This window comes from Bosea vaviloviae (assembly GCF_001741865.1).
GTDB classification, from domain to species: Bacteria; Pseudomonadota; Alphaproteobacteria; order Rhizobiales; family Beijerinckiaceae; genus Allobosea; species Allobosea vaviloviae.
This window is the reverse complement of sequence record NZ_CP017147.1, coordinates 2563812-2586236: the sequence shown is the minus strand read 5'-3', so window position 1 is coordinate 2586236 and position 22425 is coordinate 2563812. Positions and strand designations below refer to the sequence as shown.

Sequence of the window (22425 nt, the reverse complement as noted above, 5' to 3'; positions counted from 1 at the left end):
GAGCCATGGACCCGAATTGCGGGATTTATGGGGCCTGAGCCCGCAGACATGAGCAATCTCCGCCGCGCCGTTCCCGGCGCGACGGTCAGATGCGTGCCAGCAGCCGCTCGATCAGCGGATTGGCCTTGCGGAAGACGTAATCGGGCGCGCTCACCGTGATTTCGTCCGCGCCCGAGCGCGCGAGATGCTCGACCAGCGCGAAGACCGACTTCTCCGGGCAGTGCAGCACCTGCACGCCGCCCTGCCCGGCCAGGCCGAAAGGCAGCCTCGCGCCGAACTGACTGGTGATCGCCTCGAGCGCTTCCGGCGTCGCGCCGATATCGCGGGCGCGGATCTCGCGCACGGTGCGCGCCTCTTCCTCGGCGGCGATTCGCGACAGGATGGCGGTCGCGGCAGCGCGCGCCCTTGCGCCCCAGGGCGCCCGCACGGAGGCGACGAGATTGGCTTCCGACGCCAGCATCACGCCATCGTCGAGCACCTTGAGGGCGTTGGCCGCCAGGGTGCCGCCGGTCGTGGTGATGTCGACCACGATCTCGGCCGTGCCGGCGGCCGGTGCTCCCTCGGTCGCACCCAGGCTCTCGACGATGCGGTAATCGGCAAGACCGTGCTGCGCGAAGAAGCGGCGGGTCAGGTTCACATATTTCGTGGCGACGCGCAGCTTGCGGCCCTGGCGGACGCGCATGGTCGAAGCGACGTCGTCAAGATCGGCCATGGTGCGCACATCGATCCAGGCCTGGGGCACCGCGACGACGACATTGGCGTGGCCGAAGCCGAGCGGGGTCAGCATCGCGACGGCGGCATCCGCATCGGGAACCTGCTCGCGCACCAGATCCTCGCCGGTGACGCCGAGATGGGCCGCCCCCGAAGCCAGCTGGGCGACGATCTCCGAGGCAGAGAGGAAGGCGACCTCCGTCCCCTCCAGCCCGGCGATGGTGCCGCGATAATCGCGTGCGCCGCGCGACTGCACGAATTTCAGCCCGGCGCGGCCGAAGAAGGCGGTGGCGTTCTCCTGCAGCCGGCCCTTGGAGGGAACGGCGAGGACGAGGGCCGGATCGCTCATGACTTGTCTCCAGCCAACCGGTCGAGCCAGAGCGAAGCGCCCACGGCCGGAATGGCGCTGGCGGCACCGAGCCGCCCCAGCACATGGTCGTAGCGCCCGCCGCCGGCGACCGGCTTGCCGTCAGCGCGGGCGGCATCGTGCAATTCGAAGATGAAGCCGGTGTAGTAGTCGAGATTGCGGGCGAAACCGGCGGCGAAGGCGATCTGCGTCACATCGACCCCGCGCACGGCCAGGAAGCCGGTGCGCTCGTCGAAGGCGTCGAGCTCACGACCGAGATCGAGCGAGGCGCGCTCGGCCAGCGCGCGCAGGGAGGCGGACGCCGTGTCGGGATCGCCGGAGATGGCGAGCACCTGGCCGAGCAGCGCCTTGACGTCGGCATTGACCGGGTTCTCACGCTCGGCCGCCCGCGCCAGGAAGCGCTCGGCGATGTCACCGGCCGTGCGGCCGCCCACCGTCGAGATGCCGGCGATCGACAAGACGTCCTCGACGAAGGCTTTTGCCGCCTTGGGATCCTGGCCTTCCAGCGCCTTGAGCAGGCCAGCATGAGCGGCATCGCCCTCAGGCTGCGGGGCGTCGAGCGCGGCGACGGCATCTGCGCCCTTACCCTGCACGGCCGCGCGCATGAAGCGGCGGCGGGCGCCCTGGGGCACGGCGAGCCCGTCGAGCAAGGCGTTGAGCAAGGCGACATCGCCCATCACGATTTTCGGCCGGGCGAGCCCGAGCGCGGCGGCGGCCTCGATCGTCAGCGCCATGATCTCGGCGTCGGCAGCGGCGAAATCCGTGCGGCCAAAGGATTCAAGCCCGGCCTGCGAGAACTCGCCGGGCTCGCCCGAGCGCATGCGGAAGACCGGGCCGGCATAGGCATAGGCCGCAGGCTCGGTCGAGCCCGAGGCGATGTGATCGAGCGCGACGGGAATGGTGTATTCGGGGCGCAGGCACCAGTCGCGCCCCTCGGCATCCTGCGTCATGAAGATGCGGCGGCGGATATCCTCGCCGGAGAGGTCGAGGAAGACGTCGGCAGGCTGCAGGATCGCCGGCTCGGCGCGGCCATAGCCCTCGCGCGCGAAAAGCGCGATCACGGTCTCGATGCTGGCGCGGATGGCGGGCACGGCGGTTGATCCTGTTGCGGCCGCTGTCCTAGCAGCGGCGTGCGGTATTTTCGACGGTTTTTAGGGAATTGGGTGAACGCTCTTCCTTCTCCCCACCCATCTCGGGCTTGCCCGAGATGGGAAAGCAAGTGTCAAAGTCGGCAACAGCCGACTTTGATCGGGAGAAGGTGGCCCGGCATAGCCGGGTCGGATGAGCGGCTGTGTTGTTGGTCAAGAGTTTTGTATTCGCCAGGGGGTGTTGTCTCTGACGATTGCGTTGAGGGTTGTGAGCAGCTTTCGGATGACGGCGACGATGGCGACCTTTTTGGGTCGTCCTCGCGTGGTGAGGCGATCGTAGAAGGTTTTGAAGACGCCGTTGTGCCGAATGGCGGCCAGCGCTGCCATGTACAAGGTGTTGCGGACGCAGGTTCTGCCTCCCACGATGGTTCTGTGGCCGCGCATCATGCCGGAGTCGCGGTTCATCGGCGCGACGCCGACGAGGGCTGCGAGCTTCTGGCGGTCGATGGAGCCAAGCTCCGGAACTTCGGCGATGAGAGTGCGGGCGGTGACATCGCCAATCCCGGGCACGGACTTGAGCAATGTTTCGGTCTCGCGCCATGCCGGCGAGTTCTTGATGCCGTCACCGATAGTGCGGTCGATCTCGCTCAGCTCCTTCTCCAGGAAGGCGATGTGTCGGGCGAGCCCTTTGGCGAGGCGCTTGTCAGGCATGCGCCGCGCGCGATTGGCCTCCATCCCGATCATCTCGATGATCTGACGGCGCCTTGCGACGAGCTCGGCCAGCCTCGTCGCCTCCGGAGCAGGGACGGCTCTCGCCTGTGGCCTGATCCGCTCGGCAAAGAGCGCGATCACTTCGGCGTCGAGGGCGTCAGTCTTGGCCAGTCGTCCCATGGCGCGGGCGAAGTCGCGGATCTGACGCGGGTTGACGACACAGAGCGGCAAGCCTGCTCCGGCGAGCGCGGCCGCCACCGTGGTTTCGAACCCGCCGGTCGCCTCGATCACCACCAGGGCGACCGGACAGGCCGCCAGGCGTGCCGTTAGTTCGTCCAACCCTCGGCCGTCGCGAGAGACGAAGAAGGCCTCTCCCGATGGTCGCAGATGAACGTCGAGACGATCCTTGGATACGTCGATGCCAACGAAAACAGCGAGAGCTTCATCCATGACCCATCCTTGCAAATGCGGGCTCGAGCCCAAGCGGCTGTCCGGGTTCGGGACAAAAAGGCGGAAGCCGCACCTCGCTCATCCACGGGCTCAATTCACCCAAGGGGGGACCGGGCTGACTTCCGCCTCAAACCTCGCCGGTACAAAACCGACTGGCAAATCAAAGATACAAGGGAAGGACACTGCAGGGCTACACTTCCCTCATCCGTCTGCTCCGCAGACACCTTCTCCCCCGAGGGGAGAAGGGTTTACCCGTGCCGCTTCAGCACCCGCCTCACCCCTTCGACCAGCTCCGCCACCGGCACGGCGAACTGCGCCTGCGCTTGCCGCTCCTTGTGCTCGGCGGAATCCTTGACCTCGCGCCCGGCGGCGGCGAGCTCGGCCCCCAGGATCAAATCCTTGATGATCACCGTGCCGGCATCCCGCTCGGACGAGCCCTGGATGACGGCGCAGACCGCGCCGCGCTTGTCGGCATATTTCATCTGGGCGTTGAAACCCGACGATCCGAGATAGAGATCGGCCCGCAGCAAGGGCTTGCCGGCCTCGTCTTTGGCCTGGCGCAGCTGCGAGACGAAAGCCTGATAGCCCGGCATATGTTCGGGCGACTTGTTGTCCATCGCGGTGACGACGACGAGCGGGAGCTCCGCCTTGGCGTCGACGATCGGAGACTTCACCGCCTTCAGCGCCGAATAAAGCCTGGACACGCCGATCGAGAAGCCCGTCGCCGGCACTGGCTCGGGCCGGAAGCGGCCGACGAGACCGTCATAGCGCCCGCCGCCGGCGACCGAACCGAAGCGCACGATTTGGCCGTCGTCATTGGTGACGGGGAAGGTCAGTTCGACCTCGTAGACCGGGCCGGTGTAGTATTCGAGGCCACGGACGACGGAGGGGTCGATGCGGATGCGGTCGGAACCGTAACCTGCGGCGACGACCAGCGCATGGATTTGATCAAGCTCAGCGAAGCCCTCTCGCATTGACGCATTCTGATCAAAATTCTTGTTCCAATCTTTGACCGCATCGAATTCGGTTTCACTACCAGCCAAGTATCCGGCCTCGTTCTGAACTACGGCCAGAACGTAAGTGCTCTGCTCCTCACTCAGCCCCGCACCCTTCGTGAAATCCCCGCTCTCATCCTTGCGGCCCTCACCGAGCAGCAGGCGCACGCCCTCCGGGCCGAATTTGTCGAGCTTGTCGATCGCGCGCAGCACGGTCAGCCGGCGGCCGGCATTGTCGTCGCCGCCGAGGCCAATCGCCTCCATCACGCCGTCGAGCACCTTTCGGTTGTTGACCTTGACGACATAGTCGCCGCGCTTGATGCCCAGCGCTTCCATCGTGTCCGCCGCGAGCATGCAGATCTCGGCATCGGCCGCGACGCTGCCTGCGCCGACGATATCGGCGTCGAACTGCATGAACTGGCGGAAACGCCCCGGGCCCGGCTTCTCGTTGCGGAAGACATAGCCGGCGCGATAGCTGCGATAAGGTTTCGGCAGCGCGTCGTAATTCTCCGCGACATAGCGGGCGAGCGGCGCAGTCAGGTCATAGCGCAGCGAAAGCCACTGCTCGTCATCGTCCTGGAAGGAGAAGACGCCCTCATTCGGCCGGTCCTGATCGGGCAGGAATTTGCCGAGCGCGTCGGAGAACTCGACGAAGGGCGTCTCGACCGGATCGAAGCCATAACGCGAAAAGCTTTCGCGGATGACCCCGAGCATGCGCTCGGTCGCCGCGACATCGGCGGGGCCGCGATCGACGAAACCGCGCGGTTGGCGGGCTTTGAGCTTGTCGGGCTTCGACATGGAACTTCGCTTCTCTCAATCGTGCCGGGCGCCTGCGGGCGCCAAAAGTGTTGCGCGAGGGGTTAGCCCGCTGGCGCGAAGGGGGCAAGCGCGGCAGCTTCGGGATCCATCATAGAGCGTCATTCTCGGGCCTGCCCCGAGAATCTCGGGCCGGAAGGGGCGCCGCCAAAGGCAAGCTCTCCATCACGAGATGCGCTTCGGATCCCGGGCCTCCGCGGAGTTTATCCTTGGGCCGATCGAAAGATCGGACCCGAGGGCTACGGTGGGGATGACGGCGTGTTTCCCAGCAAAGACGGCATGCTCTAGGGTTTGTCCCTTCAACAGGGGGAAGACATGATGACCCGCCGGCTCCTGGGCGTCTTCGCCTGCCTCTTCGCGGCCTTTGTGCTGAGCGCCTGCAGCCCCAGCGAGGCCGACCAGCGCAAGGCCTTCATCGCCTTCCTCAGGGACGACGTGCTCTCCAAGACGGGCTTAAGCCTGCCGCAGCCGGACGCCGAGAAGCAGAAATCCTTCGGCGCCTATGCCGAGCACTATGTCGTCATCACCCGCTTCCACGAGCGCATGAACGCCTCCGTCGCCAAACCCATGCAGGAAACGCTGGCCAGGAGCATGCCGCGCTCGATCGAGGATATCGTCGCGCGCAAGGCCGATCTCGTCGCCGTGCGCAACGGCTTCGTCGGCATGCGCGATGCGCTCGACCAGGCGCTCGCGGCGGCAGCCGGAGAAAAGGCGGCGCTGAAGCAGCCGGAGGATCTCGCTGGTGTCTACGCCGCGGTCTACGACAAGGTCGTCACCGCGCCAGCCACGGCGTTCCGCCAGATTTTCCCGACTGCCGACGACGCCTTCGGCGCGATCATCGCGCTTGCCGATCTGATCGAGAGCAACCGGAAGGCGATCAAGCTCAATGGCTCGCAGATGGAGATTTCCAACCCCGCGCTGCGGACGAAAGTGCAAGCTGCGCTCGACGCGATGAACGCAAAACAGCGCGGCATGACCGAGGCGCAGCAGACGCTGCGCCGGGCGGTTTTCGGGAATTAGGGCGCGCTATTTGGGTTCGGAAGACGAGAAGGGCGCGGGGAACCCCTCTCCTGTAAGGAGAGGGGCAGGGGTGAGGTGTAGGCCCCCGGACCAGTTGCGTGGAAACCTCACAGCGAAGCAGCGGTGAGGTCGCGGCCAAAGCGTCAAACGGCCGACCCCTCACCCTGCCCTCTCCCTCCGGGAGAGGGTTCCCCGCGCTAACTGGATTTCAGGCAGCGACACTCCCCGAGAATTCGTGAGAGCGCTACTCCGCTGCAATCAGCCGCGCCGGCTCCCGGACCGGCACATCGGCGATCCCCGCTGCCGCCAGCTTGTCGGGCAAGGGGCCGCCCGTCGCCCAGTCGAGCAGTTCGGCGGTATGCACCACCGGCGTCTTCGCGCCCTTGTCGGCGAAGCCCTTGGCGAGCTGGGTCATGCAGCCGATATTGCCGGTCGCGACCAGCACCGGCCGGGTCTTCTCGATATTGCCGATCTTGCGCTCGCGCAGCTGTCCGGCGATCTGCGGCTGGAGGATGTTGTAGACGCCGGCTGAGCCGCAGCAGATATGCCCCTCCGGCACCTCCTTGACCTTGAAGCCGGCGGCCGAGAGCAGGCGCTTGGGGCCGTCCTTGAGCTGCTGGCCATGCTGCATCGAGCAGGCGGAGTGGTAGGCGGTCGGGATCGCGAGATCGCGCGCATGGCGCAGGTCGATCGTCTCGAGGAACTCGGTCACGTCCTTGGCAAGGCCAGAGACCGTCGCCGCCGTCTTGGCGTAGGCCGGCTCGTTGCGGAACATGAAGCCGTAATCCTTGATCGTGGTGCCGCAGCCCGAGGCCGTGATCAGGATCGCATCCAGCCCCTCACCGGTGACCTCGGCCATCCAGGCGTCGATGTTGCGGCGAGCAAAGGCAAGCGCATCATGCTCGCGGCCCATATGGTGGACGAGCGCACCGCAGCAGCCCTCGCCCTTGGGCAGCACGACCTCGACGCCGTGGCGCGTCAGCAGGCGGATCGTCGCTTCGTTGATCGCGGGATCGAGCACCGGCTGGGCACAGCCCGACAAGAGCGCGACGCGCTTGCGGCGCACGCCGGTGACGGGGAAGCTTTGCGGCCCCTCCATCGCCGAGCGCGACGGCAGGCGGGCGGGCGCCAGCGCCAGCATCGCCTTCAGGCGCGCTCCGATGCCCGGCAGGCTGCCGAGCACGCCCGCGAAGGGCTTTGCCAGCATCGCGGCCAGCATGGCGAGCCGGAAGCGGCCAGGATGCGGCAGGATCGCCGAGAGCAGGCGGCGCAGCGCCTTGTCGGCGAAGTCGCGCTCATATGTCTCTTCGATATGAGCGCGGGCATGGTCGACGAGGTGCATGTAGTTCACCCCCGAGGGGCAGGTCGTCATGCAGGAGAGGCAGGAGAGGCAGCGGTCGACATGCTTCACCACCTCTTCGGTGGCGGGCTTGCCGTTCTCCAGCATGTCCTTGATCAGGTAAATGCGCCCGCGCGGGCTATCGAGCTCGTCGCCGAGCAAGAGATAGGTCGGGCAGGTCGCGGTGCAGAAGCCGCAATGCACGCAGGTGCGCAGGATTTTCTCCGACGCCGGCAGGCGCGGATCGGAAGCAAGATGGGCGGGGGAGAAGTTGGTCTGCATGGCTACGCTCTGATCGTCCTGTCACCCGCAACGGCTCTTCCCTTCTCCCGGATGGGAGAAGGTGGCGCGGAGCGCCGGATGAGGGTGTGCCCTCTCAATAGGAGGCGCTGCAGGAGGCGCTGCGGCTCCGTCCCACCGCAACAATTAGCGGCACACCCTCATCCCTGCCCTTCTTCCTGATCTCGGGCCTGCCCGAGAGCAGCACTCAAAGTGTCGAAGTCGGATATACCCGACTTCGATGCGGGAGAAGGGTTCCCCGCGCCTCTCTCATATCCCCGCATACATCCGCCCCGGCTCGAAAATTCCGGCCGGGTCGAAACTCGTCTTGATGCCCGCTGTGACCCGCAGCAGCGGTTCCGCCAGCGGCTCGAACACCGGCACACTGGCACGGATCGCGTCCGGCGCGCGCACCAGCGTGGCGTGGCCGCCGAGCGGCCTGATCGCGGCCCGGATCGCGGCTGCGCCGGCATCCTCCGCATCGGGCACCGCGAGCCAAACCAGCCCGCCGCCCCAATCATAGAACCAGCGCGCCTGAGGCAGCGCATTCGCGATCGTGGCGATCGCCCTGGGTCCGTTCGTCGGCGCCAGCGACAAGCGCCAGACCGCCTCCTGGGTATCGGCGAAGAAGCCTGCGTCGCGCACCTCCTGCCACAGCGCCTCGGAGCCCGCCCCCTCCAGCAGCTCCGGCGCACCATGGGCGGCCAGCAGCGCGGCGAGCTCGGCGGCGCGATAGTCGATCGAGGCGGAGACATTCTCCAGCCGCAGCAGCGTCCGAGCCTCACCAGTGCCGATGCCGGCTGGCAGATGCGCCGCCGCGAAAGGCTCGAAGGGCGAGCCGAGCGCAGTCGAGAGCAGCCCGACCGCCGCCTCGTCCGGCAAACCGCGCCAGATCAGCGTGACAACGCGCTCCGGCTTCGGCAGCACGCGGAAGACGACTTCGGTGAGGAAGCCCAGCGTCCCAAAACTGCCGGCGACGAGCTTCACAAGATCAAGCCCGGTGACGTTCTTCATCACCCGCCCGCCGGACTTGATCGCCTCGCCCCGGCCATTGATCAGCCTGATGCCGATGAGCGAATCGCGCGCCGCGCCGGCATTGATGCGGCGCGGGCCGGAAATATTGCCCGCCGCGACCGCCCCGATCGTCGGTTCGCCCTCCGTGCCCAGCAGCGCGCGATGGTCCATCGGCTCGAAGGGCAGCATCTGGCCGCGTTCGGCCAGCGTCTCCTGCACAAGCGAAAGCGGCGTGCCGGCGCGCGCGCCGATCACCATCTCGGCCGGCTCATAGAGCGTGATGCCTGTGAGGCCCGCGCTGCAGAGCGTGCTCGCCGCCTGCGACGGCCGCCCGAGACCGCTGCGCGTGCCGCCACCGCGAATGGCGAGCGGTATGCCGCTGGCGACCACGGATTTGACGACGGCGCAAGCCTGCGCCTCAGTGGTGGGGGTGTGGATAATCACGCTGCCACCCTGCCCTCAAGCGGAAACACCTTCGCCGGGTTCATCAGCCACTGCCCATCGAACACCGCCCTCACTCGCATCTGCTGCTGCAGATCCTCGGGATTGAACTGCACCGTCATCAGGTCGCGCTTCTCGATGCCGACGCCGTGCTCGCCGGTCAGGCAGCCGCCGACCTCGACGCAGAGCTTGAGGATGTCCATGCCGGCATCCTCGGCCTTCTGCGCCTCGACCGGGTCGTTGCAGTTGTAGAGGATCAGCGGGTGGAGATTGCCGTCGCCGGCATGGAAGACATTGGCGACGCGCAGGCCATAGCCCTTCACGATCTCGGCCATGCGCCGCAGCACATGCGGCAATTGCCCGGTCGGGATCGTGCCGTCCATGCAGATATAGTCGGCGATGCGGCCGGTCGCGCCGAAGGCGGATTTCCGACCCTTCCAGATCGCCGCCGTCTCCATCGCCGATTTGCTCTCCTTGACCGTCTTGACGCCATGCTCGCGGGCGATGGCGACGATGCGGGCGAGCTGGGCGTCCATCTCGGCATCCGAGCCTTCAACCTCGATGATCAGGAGCGCCTCGACATCCATCGGATAGCCGGCATGGGCGAAGGCCTCGCAGATCTCGATCGCCGGCTTGTCCATGAACTCCATCGCGACGGGAATGATGCCGGCACCGATGATGGCGGCGACCGCCTCGCCCGCCTGCTCGCTGGTGGGGAAGCCGAACAGCACCGGCCTCGCCCCTTCGGCCGAGCGCAAGATGCGCACCGTGGCTTCCGTGACGATGCCGAGCTGGCCTTCCGAACCGACGATCAGGCCGAGGATGTCGAGGCCGGCGGAGTCGAGATGGGCGCCGCCGATGTCGACGATGCTGCCGTCGAGCATCACCAGCGTGACGCCGAGCACGTTGTTGGTGGTGACGCCGTATTTCAGGCAATGCGCCCCGCCCGAATTCATGCCGATATTGCCGCCGATCGAGCAGGCGAGCTGCGAGGACGGGTCTGGCGCGTAGAAGAAGCCTTCGGCCATGACCTCGCCGGTCACCGCGAGATTGGTGACGCCGGCCTGCACTTTCGCCGTGCGGTTGGCGTAGTCGATCTCGAGGATACGGTTCATCTTGGAGACGCCGATGACGACCGCGTCCTCCTGCGGGATCGCACCGCCGGCGAGCGAGGTGCCCGCCCCGCGCGGCACGACCGGCACGCCCTGCGTGCCGCAGAATTTCAGCACCGCCGCGACCTCCTGCGTGGTCGAGGGCAGCACGACGGCCAGCGGCAGGCGGCGATAGGCGGTCAGCGCATCGGTCTCGTAAGGGCGGCGCTCATCGGCCGAGGTGATCAGCGCCTCGGGCGCGACCAGCTTGGCGAGGCCGGCGATGATCTCGTCGCGGCGGGCGAGGATGCTCTCGTCGGGCACGGGAAAGGCGATGGCTGACATGAACGGCCTCGGATCGTTGCAGGCATTCCGCTCCCCGTCATTGCGAGCGCAGCGAAGCAATCCAGTCTCGTAGGGCACGGCGGCCCTCGATTGCTTCGTCGCTGCGCTCCTCGCAATGACGATGGCGCGAGCCACGCTCAAAGCGAGGCGTAGCCGCAACAACCCTAGACCAATTCCAACTGGCTTGCAGTGCAACCAACGTCCATGATTGTTTCCAATTCGGAAAAGATGAGGGCGGCGCTATGGACCGGTTCGGCGATCTCGACGTCTTCGCCCGTGTCGTCACGGCCAAGAGCATGTCGGCGGCGGGCCGCCAGCTCAATCTCTCGCCGGCCGTCATCTCCAAGCGCATCCGGCGTCTGGAGGAGCGGCTCGGCGTGCGCCTGCTGCAGCGCACGACGCGGCAGCTCTCGCTGACCGAGGCCGGCCAGGGCTTCTATGAGCGCGTGGTCTCCGTGCTGTCCTCGATCGAGGACGCCGAGGCCTGGGTCGCCAGCGGCGCCGGCCAGGCGCGCGGCACATTGCGCGTCTCGGCGCCAACCTCCTTCGGGCGGCTGCATATCGCGCCGCATCTCAAGCCCTTCCTCGACACGCATCCGCAGGTGACGGTCGACCTGATGCTGGGCGACGCCTTCGTCGACATCGTCGGAGAAGGCTTCGACCTGGCGGTGCGCATCGCCGACCTCCAGGATTCTAGCCTCGTCGCCAAGCGGCTCGCGCCTAATCACCGCGTGCTTTGCGCCACGCCGGGCTATCTCGCCGCAGCCGGCACGCCCGGCAGCATCGAGGATCTGGCGCGCCATACGCTGATCGCGCACAACGCCGATCATTGGCGATTGGACGGGCCGGGCGGGCCAGTCAGCGTGCGCGTCAACGGACCCTTGCGGACCAATTCGAGCGAGGTGGTGCGCGAGGCGCTGCTGGCCGGCCTCGGCATCGCGCTGCGCTCGACCTGGGATGTCGGGCCGGAGCTGAAATCGGGCGCCTTGCAGCGCGTCCTGCCGGAGTATTCCGTCGGCAAGCGCGTCGCGGTCTATGCGGTCTATCCCAGCCGCCGGCATATGGAGCAGAAGGTGCGCGCCTTCGTGGACTATCTCGGCGAGCTCTATGGCGCGACGCCGTATTGGGATGAGGGGCTGGGGTTGTGATGTCGCGGCCCTTGCGAAGAGATGCGCGGGGAACCCCTCTCCTGCATCGAAGTCGGGTCTACTCGACTTCGACACTCAAGGCGCTGAACTCGGGCAGGCCCGAGTTCAGTGAGAGGAGCAGGGTGGGTGTAGGCCGCTTAACCAGTTGTGTGATGACCTTGCCGTCATTGCGAGCGCAGCGAAGCAATCCAGGAGACGTAGAGCGAGCCCTCCTGGATTGCTTCGCTGCGCTCGCAATGACGATGGAGTAACCGTCAGGTCACGGCCCAAGCGTCAAACGTCCGGCCCTCACCCTGCCCTCTCCCACACGGGAGAGGGTTCCCCGCGCACGAACAATGAAGCGATGCGTTTCCAGAGATTGTCGGCACGGCCAAGATCGTCGATCTTCCCCGCAACGATGGAGGAGACGATTCTATGTTCGGCGTGCTCGAAGGCACTAGCGTCGAGGTCCTCGACCCGCGCTTCCATCGCATCGTCCCCGGCTCCGCCCGCGTCGAGCGGCTCTGGACCGGCGCGCGCTGGTCGGAAGGGCCGGCCTGGTTTGCCGCCCACAACACGCTGGTCTGGTCGGACATCCCCAATGACCGGATGCTGCGCTACGACGCGCTGACCGGCCAGGTCGGCGTCTTCCGCCAACCGGCCCGGAACTCCAACGGCAACACGGTCGATCGCCAGGGCAGGCTCGTGACCTGCGAGCATGGCGGACGTCAGGTAACGCGCACCGAGCATGACGGCTCCGTCACCGTGCTGGCGAGCCACTTCAACGGCAAGCGGCTGAACTCGCCCAATGACGTCGTGGTCAAGTCGGACGGCTCGATCTGGTTCACCGACCCCGATTACGGCATCCTCACCGATTACGAGGGCAATAAATCCGACAGCGAGATCGGGCGTTGCAACGTCTACAGAATAGACCCGCAATCAGGCGCCGTGACCATCGTCACCGATGATTTCGTCAAGCCCAACGGCCTCGCCTTCTCCCTCGACGAGACCATCCTCTACATCGCCGACACCGGCGCGAGCCATGACCCCGTCAACGGCCCGCGCCATATCCCGCGCCTGCCGGCTCGGGGCGGATGGCGCGACGCTCGGGCGTTCCGAGATCTTCGCGACCTGCACGGCCGGCCTGTTCGACGGCTTCCGGCTGGATGTGACCGGCCGGATCTGGACCAGCGCGGCCGATGGCGTGCACATCTACCACCCCGACGGCACGCTGATCGGCAAGGTCACGATCCCCGAGATCGTCGCCAACGTCGCCTGGGGCGGGCCCAAGCTCAACCGCCTGTTCATCTGCGGCACGACCTCGCTCTATGCGGTGTTGACGCACACCAACGGGGCGCGCTGAGTGAGCGACCGAGCCACGGGCCCCTTTCGCGGCTCGTGGCATAGGCCTTGCTGAATTGCATGCAGCTTCCCGCATAGAGGTGCATGCATGTTCAAACGCTTGGCAATCACGGCCGCGCTTGCCTTTTCCTTGGCCAGCGCGGCGCAGGCGGAATCGGTCGTCCGCTACGGCATCTCGCTCGCCGACATCCCGCTGACCTCCGGCCAGCCCGACCGCGGCGCCGGAGCCTATAAATTCACCGGCTACACGCTCTACGACCCGCTGGTCGCCTGGGAGATGGACATCGCCGACAGGCCGGGCAAGCTCGTGCCCGGGCTCGCAACCGCGTGGAAGGTCGACGCCAACGACCAGAAGAAATGGCTCTTCACCCTGCGCGAGGGCGTGAAGTTCCATGACGGCAGCGCCTTCGACGCTGCCGCCGTGGTCTGGAACCTCGACAAGGTCCTGGACGAGAAGGCCCCGCATTACGACCGCCGCCAGGCCGCGCAGGTGAAGCCGCGCCTGCCTTCGATCGCGAGCTACCGGGTGGTCGATGCGAAGACCGTCGAGATCACCACCAAGGCGGTCGACTCGTTCTTCCCCTACCAGATGCTCTGGTTCCTGGTTTCGAGCCCGGCGCAATATGAGAAGCTCGGCAAGGACTGGGACAAGTTCGCGCTGACGCCCTCGGGCACCGGTCCGTTCAAGCTCGACAAATTCGTGCCGCGCGAGCGCGCCGAGCTCGTCCGGAACCCGGATTACTGGAACAAGAACCGCCTCGCCAAGGTCGACCGCCTGATCCTGCTGCCGATCCCCGAGGTGCTGGCGCGCACCAACGCGCTGATCACCGGCCAGGTCGACCTGATCGAGACGCCGGCTCCCGACACCGTGCCGCGCCTCAAGCAGGCCGGCATGAGGATCGTCGAGAACGTCACGCCCCATGTCTGGAACTACCATCTCAGCGTGGCGCCAGGCTCGCCCTGGACGGATCTGCGCCTGCGCAAGGCGATGAACCTCGCCATCGACCGCAACGGCATCGTCGAATTGCTCAACGGCCTCGCCAAGCCGGCGGTCGGCCAGGTCGATCCGGCGAGCCCCTGGTTCGGCAAGCCTAACTTCCAGATCAAATATGATCCCGATGCCGCCAGGAAGCTCCTGGCCGAGGCCGGCTATTCCAAGGAGAAGCCGCTGAAGGCGACCTTCGTCATCGCCCAGGGCGGCACCGGGCAGATGCAGTCGCTGCCGATGAACGAGTTCATCCAGCAGAACCTCAGGGATGTCGGCATCGAGCTCGACTTCAAGGTCGTCGAGCTCGAGGTGCTCTATACGCGCTGGCGCAAGGGCGCGAAGGACGAGATGAACGCCGATGTGACCTCGAACAACATCGCCTATGTCACCTCCGACCCGCTCTACGCGATCATCCGCTTCTTCCACTCCAACCAGGTTGCGCCGGTCGGCGTGAACTGGGGCACTTATGCGAGCCCGGTGGTCGACGGCTATCTCGACGAGGCGATGAAGACCTTCGACGTCGCCAAGCAGGACGAACTGCTCGCCAAGGCCCATGCCCAGATCGTCGACGACGCCGTGCTGGTCTGGGTGGTGCACGACACCAACCCGCATGTGCTCTCGCCGAAGATCAAGAAATTCGTGCTGGCCCAGCACTGGTTCCAGGACCTGACCACGATCGGGGTGGATTGAGGCTCGGCGGCAACCACACCCTCCACCGTCATTCCGGGGCGACCCGCAGGGTCGAGCCCGGAACCCATAACCACAGGTGCAAGAGAATAAGGCGTCCCGGCCGGAGCGCGTCATTCTGCATCGACTGCGGTTATGGGTTCCAGGCTCTTCGCTGCGCGAAGCCCCGGAATGACGGCGCGGGTATGAAAAGCCGTTGGGCGAACTCGCCCTTCACCCCTTCGGCGGCTCCGCCTTCATCTTCGCCACGAGCAGCGGCATGGCCAGCCCCAGCGCCATGAAGCGCGCGAGGTGGTGGGCGCCGACATAGAGCGGGTCGAGCCCCAGCGCGAAGGCGAGCATCGCCATCGCTTCCAGCCCGCCGGGTGCGAAGGCTGCCATGGCGGTCGCATAGGGCACGCCGGCGAGCCAGGCGGCCGGCCAGGCGAAAGCGAAAGCCACGATCACCGACACGGCAAAACTGCCGATGGCGAGCGGGAACAAGGCGGCGAGCTCGGCGCGCTTCACATTCGAAACCCGCCCGCCCATCACCGCGCCGAGCAGGATGAGCACGGCGATCTGGATCGAGGCTGGCAAGGTGCCGTGAACCACGCCGCTGCCATGCAAGGCGGCGCTGGAGAAGGTCGAGCCGAGGATGATCGGCGCGGTGACGCCGAGCCGCTCGAAGACCAGCCCCGCGAAGAGCCCGCAGCCCAGGACCAGCAGCATCTCGCCGGCACCGGCGACCAGCATGGTCGGTGGCTGGCCGACAATGCCGCCACCGCTCGCCTGCATGACGCTGGGCAGGAGCGCGACCAGAACCAGGATGCGGAAGAGCTGGATGACGGCGATGCGGCCGATATTGGCGCCCTTGGCCTGCGCCACCGCGATCACCGCCGAAAGCGCGCCGGGCGCGGCGGCGAGCAGCGAGTCGATCCAGGACCAGCGCGCGACATAATGGAGATAGGCCCCCGTCGCGAGCATGATCGCGGCAAGCCCGAGGAACAGCACGGCGAGCGAGCCCGGATAGCGCGCCACCGCCACCAGCGCTTCGGGCGTCGCGGCCGAGCCGATCAGCGCGCCCGATAGCAGCATGGTCGAATCGAACCAGGGCTTGCGCAGATCGGGCAAGGGCCTGAGCACGCCGACCACCGCGACCAGCAGCATCGAGCCGGACAGCCAGGCGGCCGGGACGTCGAACAACGCCAGGCAGGCGCCGCCGCAAGCCGCGAGCGCGATGACCGCTACCTCGCGCCATAGGATCATCAGCCGTGTCGAGGGATGATATCCGAAGCGAGCCATGGCATCCGCGCTGGGCGTCGCGATGAAGTGCGGCGCCAAGGCGAGCTATTGGCCGGTGCATGCGCCCCGGTCAATTTCGGATGTGTCGAGGCGGCGCAGCCCTGCCCTGCATGCAGGACAGGCTCGAGCTTAGGCTCAGGTAGCGAGCGCCTTCTGGAGCCGCGCCACGACCTCGACGAGGTCGGACGCCTTGCGCGCGAAGCAGAGCCGCAAGCCGGTCTCGCCACCCGGGCCGAAGGCGGTTCCCGGCGCGAGGCCGACATTGGCCTTGTCGACCAATTCGATCGCCAGCGCCCGCGAATCGCTGCGGCCGTCGACGCTGAAGAACTGATAGAAGGCGCCGTCGGGCGCCGCGAGCGAGACCCGGTTGGTCGCCAGCAAGCCCTCGGAGATGATCTTGCGGCCTTCGGCGGCGCGGGCAATTTGCTGCGCGACGAAGGGCTCGCCCTCCTCGAGCGCGGCGATGGCGGCGCGCTGGACGAAAACGGGCGAGCCCGAGGTCGAATACTGGATCAGGTTCTCGATGACCTGGCCGAGCGCGGGCGGCGCCTCGATCCAGCCGACGCGCCAGCCGGTCATGGCCCAGTTCTTCGAGAAGGTCTGGACGAAGAGGACGCGGTCCTCCGGCTCCATCACGTCATGGAACGAGGCGGCACGCGGGGAGCCGTCATAGACGAAGCGGGCATAGATCTCGTCGGCGATGATCCAGATGCCGTGCTTGCGGGCGAGCGCGAGCAGCGCGCCCATCTCCGCCTTCGTCGCGGTCCAGCCGGTGGGGTTGGCCGGCGAGTTGATCACCAAAGCGCGGGTCCTGGGCGTGATCGCGGCGGCGAGCTTGTCGAGATCGAGCTTGAAGCGGCCATGCTCCAGATCCATCGGCACGCAGACGGCCTTGGCGCCGGCGATGCCGATCGCGGCGGCGAAGTTCGGCCAGGCCGGGGTCGGGATCACCAGTTCGTCGCCGGGACCGGCGATCAGGCGGACCGCGATCTGAACCGACTGCATGCCCGAGCCGGTGACGAAGAAGCGGTCGGAGGAGAAGGGCTGGCCGTAAAGCGCGGTGTGGTAGCGGGCGAGCGCCTCGCGCAATTCGGGGATGCCGCGCTGCCAGGTGTAGAACGTCTCGCCATCGGCCAGCGACTTGTTGGCGGCGCGCGCGATGAAATCGGGCGTCGGGAGATCGCCCTCACCGACCCAGAGCGGGATCAAGCCCTGCTTGAGGCGACCGTGATTGACCACCTCGACGATGCCGCTCTCGGGCGCATTGCGGGCTTCGGGCCGAAGATCGGCGATCAGGCTGGCGCCCGGCAACGTCGTGGTGGTCATGAACTGAACCTCGCGAAAGTGACCCACCTTCCTTTAGCCGATAGCGGCGCGGGCAAGCATGAAATCGCGAGATCGGGTCGATCGGTCGCGGTGATGAATCGCCGCGACCGATCGAAGAGTTTTCAGGCCGACTTCTTCTTCAAGAGGTCGCGGATTTCGGCGAGCAGGACGATGTCCTCGGCCGGGGGAGCAGGCGGCGGCGGGGCCTCGGCCTTGGTGCGCTGCAGCCTGTTGATGCCCCGCACGACCAGGAACAGCACGAAGGCGATGATCACGAAATTGATCGCCACGGTCACGAACGAACCATAGGCGAAGACCGCGCCCTGCTTCTTGGCCTCGACGAGGATGGGAGAGGTCACGGCCTTGTTGAGGCCGATGAAGTAGTTCGAGAAATCGACGCCGCCAAGCGCTCCGATGAAAGGCATGATCACGTCGCTGACCAGCGAATCGACGATCTTGCCGAAGGCTGCGCCAATGATCACGCCGATGGCGAGATCGACGACATTGCCCTTCAGTGCGAATTTCTTGAATTCCTCAAGCATGCTCTGCCCCCTTCTCGTGGCTGTCTTGCTCGCGGCGCGCGTTAGCTCCGAGCCGAATTCAAAACGCTAACGGAGTCGCGCGGGCGTTAGAAGACCCCGCTCGCCGCAAAGTTGCAGCCTGCACAGCTGCCTACCTCGCCCTGACCGCGCCGAAAGCGCTATGGCGAGGGGCACGCTGCGAGGTTAGGTTGCGCAACGCCGAATTGCGGCGCTGGAGGCGCAATGATCCCCGCTTGGTCCGTGATCCTGGTGGCGCTGGCCTATCTGTGCGGCCTGTTCGCGGTCGCCCATATCGCCGACACCTCCGGGCACAGGCTGATCACCGGCCGGGCACGCGCAACGATCTATGCGCTGGCGCTCGGCGTCTACTGCACCTCCTGGACCTTCTACGGCTCCGTCGGCTTCGCCAACCGGGCCGGCTTCGACTTCCTGGGCATCTATGTCGGGCCGATCCTGGTGATCGGCTTCGGCCACCGCTTCGTCGGGCGCATCGTCGAGATCGCCAAATCGCAGAACATCACCTCGATCGCCGATTTCGTCGGCGCGCGCTACGGCAAGAGCGAGCGCGTGGCGGCGCTGGTCTGCATCGTCGCGGTCATCGGCGCGCTGCCCTATATCGCGCTCCAGCTCAAGGCGGTGGCGAATTCGCTCTCGGTCTTCCTGATCGCCACCGGCGGCCATGCCCTGACGCCTGACGTTCCGGTCCTGAGCGACCTCGCCTTCCTCGTGGCAATAGTGCTGGCGGGCTTCGCCTGTGCCTTCGGCACGCGCCATATCGATGCCACCGAGCACCAGGACGGCCTCGTGCTCGCGATCGCAGTCGAGTCGCTGATCAAGCTCGTCGCCTTCCTCGTGCTCGGCGTCTTCATCGTCTACGGCCTGTTCGACGGCGCCGGCGATCTCCTCGCCAAGGCGGCGCGGCTGCCCAACGGCGCGCCGCCGCTCTGGGAGCGGACCTCGAGCTGGCCGACCTTCCTGACCCTGACCCTGCTCTCCTCCTGCGCTGCGCTGCTGCTGGCGCGGCAGTTCCACATGACGATCGTCGAGAATCGCGACGCCCGCGACGTCCGCCGCGCGGCCTGGATGTTTCCGCTCTACCTCATCCTGATCAATCTCTTCGTGCTGCCATTGGCGATGGCCGGCGAATTGCTGATGCCGGGCGCCGATATCGACCGCGACATGACCGTGCTGCTGCTGCCGCTGCAGAGCGAGGCCAGTCTGCTCGCGCTGATCGTCTTCGTCGGCGGGCTCTCGGCCGCGACCGCGATGGTAATCGTCGCCTCCGTCGCGCTTGCCATCATGATCTCGAACCACCTCGTCATGCCGCTGCTGCTGCGCGGGCGCGGCGGCCTGAGCGACCCGGCGAGATCCATGGCGATGCTAACCGCGCAGCGCGGCGGCAGCAGCAACAGCAACGGCACGACGGGCGGCGATCTCGGCTCGCAGGTCGTGATCATTCGCCGCGCCGCGATCCTGCTCGTGATCCTGCTTGGCTACGCCTATTACCGCGCCGCCGGCGAGGCCGCCCTGGTCTCGATCGGACTGCTCTCCTTCGCCGCGACGGCGCAGATCGCGCCGGCCTTCTTCGGTGGGCTGGTCTGGCGGCGCGGCACGGCGCTCGGCGCCGCGGCGGGCCTGACCATCGGCATCCTGGTCTGGGCCTATACGCTCCTGCTGCCGAGCCTCGTCCATGCCGGCAGCTTCTGGGAGGCGCTGGTCTCCAACGGGCCCTACGGCATCGCGGCGCTACGGCCGGAAGCGCTGCTGGGGCTCGACCTGCCGGCCTTGCCGCATGGCGTGGTCTGGAGCCTGGGCCTCAACATCCTCGCCTATATCGGCTTCTCCTTGCTGCGGCCCGCCAATGCGATGGAGCGGCTCCAGGCCAATGCCTTCGTCGAATCCGACAAGGCGACGATGGCGCAATCCTTCTCGCTCTGGCGCTCCAGCGTCACGGAAGCCGAATTGCAATCGACCATCGGCCGCTATCTCGGCCAGGAGCGGACGCAGCGCGCCTTCGAGGGCTTCGCCAGCGGGCGCGGCGAGGAGCCCAACGCCAATCGCGAAGCCGATATCCATATGCTGCGCTTCGGCGAGCACCTGCTCTCCTCGGCGATCGGCGCAGCGTCATCGCGCCTCGTGCTGTCGCTCCTGCTGCGGCGGCGCAACCTCTCGACGGAAGCCGCCTTCAAGCTGCTCGACGACGCTTCGGCTGCGCTGCAATACAACCGTGACATCCTCCAGCACGGGCTCGACCATGCCGGCCAGGGCATCACCGTGCTCGACCGGAACCTGCGCCTGCTCGCCTGGAACCAGGCCTTCATCCAGCTCTACGACCTGCCGCCCTCGCTGGTGCGCTTCGGCACCGGGCTCGACGAGGTCGTGCGCTATAATGCGGCGCGCGGCGCCTATGGCGACGGCCAGCAGGACGAATTGATGGCGGCGCGGCTGGAGAGCTTCGTCAGGGATCGCGAGCCGGTGCGGCTCAAGCTCTACCCGTCCAAGAAGGTCATCGAGATCCGCTCCAACCCGCTGCCCGATGGCGGCCTCGTCACGACCTATACCGACATCACCCAGGCGGTGGAGGCGCATGAGGAACTCGAGCGCACCAACGAGACCCTGGAGCGCCGCGTCGCCGAGCGCACCGAGGAGATCCTGCGGGTCAACACCGAATTGCAGCGCGCCAAGGCCGAGGCCGACGAGGCCAACGCCTCGAAAACCCGCTTCCTCGCCGCCGCGAGCCACGACATCCTGCAGCCGCTGAACGCAGCCAGGCTCTACGCCACCTCGCTGGTCGAGCGCGACCGCACCGCCGGCAGCCCCGATCTCGCCGAGAACATCGACGCCTCGCTCGACGCGGTCGAGGAGATCCTGACCGCCTTGCTCGAAATCTCACGGCTCGACGGCGGCGCGCTGAAGCCCGAGCTCACCGCCTTCCGCGTCGACGAATTGATGCGCCAGCTCCAGCGCGAATTCGAGCCGAGCGCGCAGGAGAAGGGCTTGAAGCTCGTCTTCATGCCGACTGCGATGGCGCTGCGCTCGGACCGGCGATTGCTGCGCCGCCTGCTGCAGAACCTGGTCTCGAACGCGATCAAATACACACCCAGCGGCAAGATCGTGGTCGGCTGCCGGCGGCGCGGCGCGCAGGTTTCGGTCGAGGTGCTCGATACCGGGCTCGGCATCCCGCAAAGCAAGCAGAAGACGGTGTTCCGCGAGTTCCAGCGGCTCGACCAGGGGGCGAAAGTGGCGCGTGGCCTGGGACTTGGCCTCTCCATCGTCCAGCGTATCGCGCGCACGCTCGACCACAAGCTGACCCTGGTCTCGACGCCGGGGCGCGGCACGCGCTTCTCGGTTCTGGTGCCGCGCGCCTCGCCGCTGCCGGCGATGTCGACCAGCGCCGCGCCGCGCCATGCGCCGGCAGGCCAGCTCGCCGGGCTGAAGCTGCTGGTGCTCGACAATGAGCCGGCGATCCTCGACGGCATGAAGCAGCTGCTCGGCGGCTGGGGCTGCACGGTCGCGATCGCAGCCAGCGTCGAGGAGGCCCAGCTGTCGCTGCGCACGCATGGCGACCCCGACGTGCTGATCGCCGATTACCATCTCGATCATGGCAACGGGCTGACCGCGATCAGCACGCTGCGCCAGCGCACCAGCGCTGCCATGCCCGCGATCCTGCTGACGGCCGACCGCACGCCGCAGGTGCGCGAGGCGGCCGCCGCGCTCGACGTCCACCTGCTGAACAAGCCGCTGAAGCCCGCCGCCCTGCGCGCGCTCCTGGCGCAGTGGCGGGCGACGCGGCTGGCGGCGGAGTAGCTGGAAACCTCGGCTGGCCCCAGAACTCAGCGCCCCGAGGAACCCGCTTGCCGCATCGCCTCTTCCGACGCCAGGAAGGCCGCGACCTCGGGGCTCGGCTCCGGGCTCGTCGTCGCGATGCCGATCTCCGCCATCAGCGTCGCGACGGGCACATAGCTCTTGCCGGTGCGGTCATAGAGTGCGGCGCGGACGAGCGCGACGGCTGCAACAATCTCGCTGCCGTCACGCGCCCGGCTCAGCACGCGATGCTGCATCACCAGCCAGCTATTGCTCCAGCACAGGATCGCAGTCTCGAGCCGGAAGGGCCTGAACAAGCGCAATTCCCGGCGGAAGCGGATCGTGCCGGCATTCACCACCGGCACCCAGCGATGCCGCAGTACCGCGCGCCAGAGGCCTGTGCGCAGCATCAGGTCGGTGCGGCCAAGATCCATCAGCGTCCAGTACCGGCCATTATTCATATGCAGGCTGGTGTCGAGATCATGGGGCCAGACGCGGAAGGCCAGCAGCGAGGGCGCCTCCAGCGGCTTGAGCCTTGGGCGGAACGCCGTGGTCGCGAGAAGCCAGAGCAGGCGGAACCAGAGATTCATGGCAGCTTCCCGATTGACGATAGTTCACCTGTAAACATTTGCACATATGTG

The 22425-nt window shown here is 66.8% G+C and carries 15 protein-coding genes and 1 pseudogene; 5 read left to right on the top strand and 11 right to left on the bottom strand.

Features of this window, described 5'->3' with window-relative positions:
• Positions 1 to 85: 85 nt before the first annotated feature.
• The 4 genes from hisG to hisS all read right to left on the bottom strand — a co-directional run bounded on the left by hisG (position 86) and on the right by hisS (position 5120).
• Positions 86 to 1060, bottom strand: a complete 975-nt coding sequence (gene hisG / locus BHK69_RS12040) for an ATP phosphoribosyltransferase (protein ID WP_069690310.1) — start codon at positions 1058 to 1060, stop codon at positions 86 to 88.
• Positions 1057 to 2169 (bottom strand): ATP phosphoribosyltransferase regulatory subunit, encoded by a 1113-nt coding sequence (locus BHK69_RS12035; protein ID WP_069690309.1) that lies wholly within the window; start codon positions 2167 to 2169, stop codon positions 1057 to 1059. The genes hisG and BHK69_RS12035 overlap by 4 nt, the downstream gene beginning before the upstream one ends.
• A gap of 210 nt (positions 2170 to 2379) precedes the next feature.
• Complete coding sequence (locus tag BHK69_RS12030; protein ID WP_069690308.1) at positions 2380 to 3327, bottom strand: IS110 family RNA-guided transposase; 948 nt, start codon at positions 3325 to 3327, stop codon at positions 2380 to 2382.
• Between the two features lie 248 nt (positions 3328 to 3575).
• Entirely contained in the window at positions 3576 to 5120 is a 1545-nt protein-coding gene (gene hisS, locus BHK69_RS12025) for a histidine--tRNA ligase (protein ID WP_069690307.1), read from the bottom strand.
• Positions 5121 to 5456: 336 nt separating this feature from the next.
• Here hisS and BHK69_RS12020 point away from each other — a divergent pair, with 336 nt between their 5' ends.
• The gene (locus tag BHK69_RS12020; RefSeq protein ID WP_158516191.1) at positions 5457 to 6158 is read left to right on the top strand and encodes a DUF3053 family protein; all 702 of its coding nucleotides are present in this window, start codon (positions 5457 to 5459) and stop codon (positions 6156 to 6158) included.
• Positions 6159 to 6402: 244 nt separating this feature from the next.
• On the opposite strand, the gene glcF is transcribed toward BHK69_RS12020, so the two are convergent.
• From glcF to BHK69_RS12005, 3 genes are all read right to left on the bottom strand, one after another.
• A complete protein-coding gene (glcF, locus tag BHK69_RS12015) occupies positions 6403 to 7779 on the bottom strand; it encodes a glycolate oxidase subunit GlcF (protein ID WP_069690305.1) in 1377 nt (458 codons plus the stop codon).
• 267 nt (positions 7780 to 8046) lie between these two features.
• The gene (locus tag BHK69_RS12010; RefSeq protein WP_069690304.1) at positions 8047 to 9234 is read right to left on the bottom strand and encodes an FAD-binding protein; all 1188 of its coding nucleotides are present in this window, start codon (positions 9232 to 9234) and stop codon (positions 8047 to 8049) included.
• Positions 9231 to 10667: an FAD-linked oxidase C-terminal domain-containing protein gene (locus tag BHK69_RS12005; protein WP_069693588.1), complete on the bottom strand. Its 1437-nt coding sequence runs from the start codon at positions 10665 to 10667 to the stop codon at positions 9231 to 9233. Before BHK69_RS12005 ends, BHK69_RS12010 begins: the two co-directional genes overlap by 4 nt.
• A 242-nt stretch (positions 10668 to 10909) precedes the next feature.
• On the opposite strand from BHK69_RS12005, the gene BHK69_RS12000 reads away from it, so the two are divergent.
• The 3 genes and pseudogenes from BHK69_RS12000 to BHK69_RS11990 all read left to right on the top strand — a co-directional run bounded on the left by BHK69_RS12000 (position 10910) and on the right by BHK69_RS11990 (position 14834).
• The gene (locus BHK69_RS12000; RefSeq protein ID WP_069690303.1) at positions 10910 to 11815 is read left to right on the top strand and encodes a LysR family transcriptional regulator; all 906 of its coding nucleotides are present in this window, start codon (positions 10910 to 10912) and stop codon (positions 11813 to 11815) included.
• Positions 11816 to 12229: 414 nt separating this feature from the next.
• Positions 12230 to 13157 (top strand): annotated as a pseudogene (locus tag BHK69_RS11995) (SMP-30/gluconolactonase/LRE family protein).
• Between the two features lie 87 nt (positions 13158 to 13244).
• Positions 13245 to 14834, top strand: coding sequence for an ABC transporter substrate-binding protein (locus BHK69_RS11990; protein WP_069690302.1), 1590 nt, complete (start codon positions 13245 to 13247; stop codon positions 14832 to 14834).
• A 210-nt stretch (positions 14835 to 15044) separates the two neighbouring features.
• Here the strand turns inward: BHK69_RS11990 and BHK69_RS11985 are convergent, their stop codons facing one another.
• The 3 genes from BHK69_RS11985 to mscL form a co-directional block, all read right to left on the bottom strand.
• Positions 15045 to 16112, bottom strand: coding sequence for an AbrB family transcriptional regulator (locus BHK69_RS11985; protein ID WP_148663386.1), 1068 nt, complete (start codon positions 16110 to 16112; stop codon positions 15045 to 15047).
• Positions 16113 to 16247: 135 nt separating this feature from the next.
• Positions 16248 to 17438 (bottom strand): pyridoxal phosphate-dependent aminotransferase, encoded by a 1191-nt coding sequence (locus BHK69_RS11980; protein WP_069690301.1) that lies wholly within the window; start codon positions 17436 to 17438, stop codon positions 16248 to 16250.
• A 122-nt stretch (positions 17439 to 17560) separates the two neighbouring features.
• A complete protein-coding gene (mscL, locus tag BHK69_RS11975) occupies positions 17561 to 17980 on the bottom strand; it encodes a large conductance mechanosensitive channel protein MscL (RefSeq protein ID WP_069690300.1) in 420 nt (139 codons plus the stop codon).
• 222 nt (positions 17981 to 18202) lie between these two features.
• On the opposite strand from mscL, the gene BHK69_RS11970 reads away from it, so the two are divergent.
• Positions 18203 to 21787: a hybrid sensor histidine kinase/response regulator gene (locus BHK69_RS11970; protein ID WP_069690299.1), complete on the top strand. Its 3585-nt coding sequence runs from the start codon at positions 18203 to 18205 to the stop codon at positions 21785 to 21787.
• 26 nt (positions 21788 to 21813) lie between these two features.
• Here BHK69_RS11970 and BHK69_RS11965 read toward each other — a convergent pair whose 3' ends face one another.
• Positions 21814 to 22374, bottom strand: coding sequence for a thioesterase family protein (locus tag BHK69_RS11965; RefSeq protein ID WP_069690298.1), 561 nt, complete (start codon positions 22372 to 22374; stop codon positions 21814 to 21816).
• Positions 22375 to 22425 lie beyond the last annotated feature (51 nt).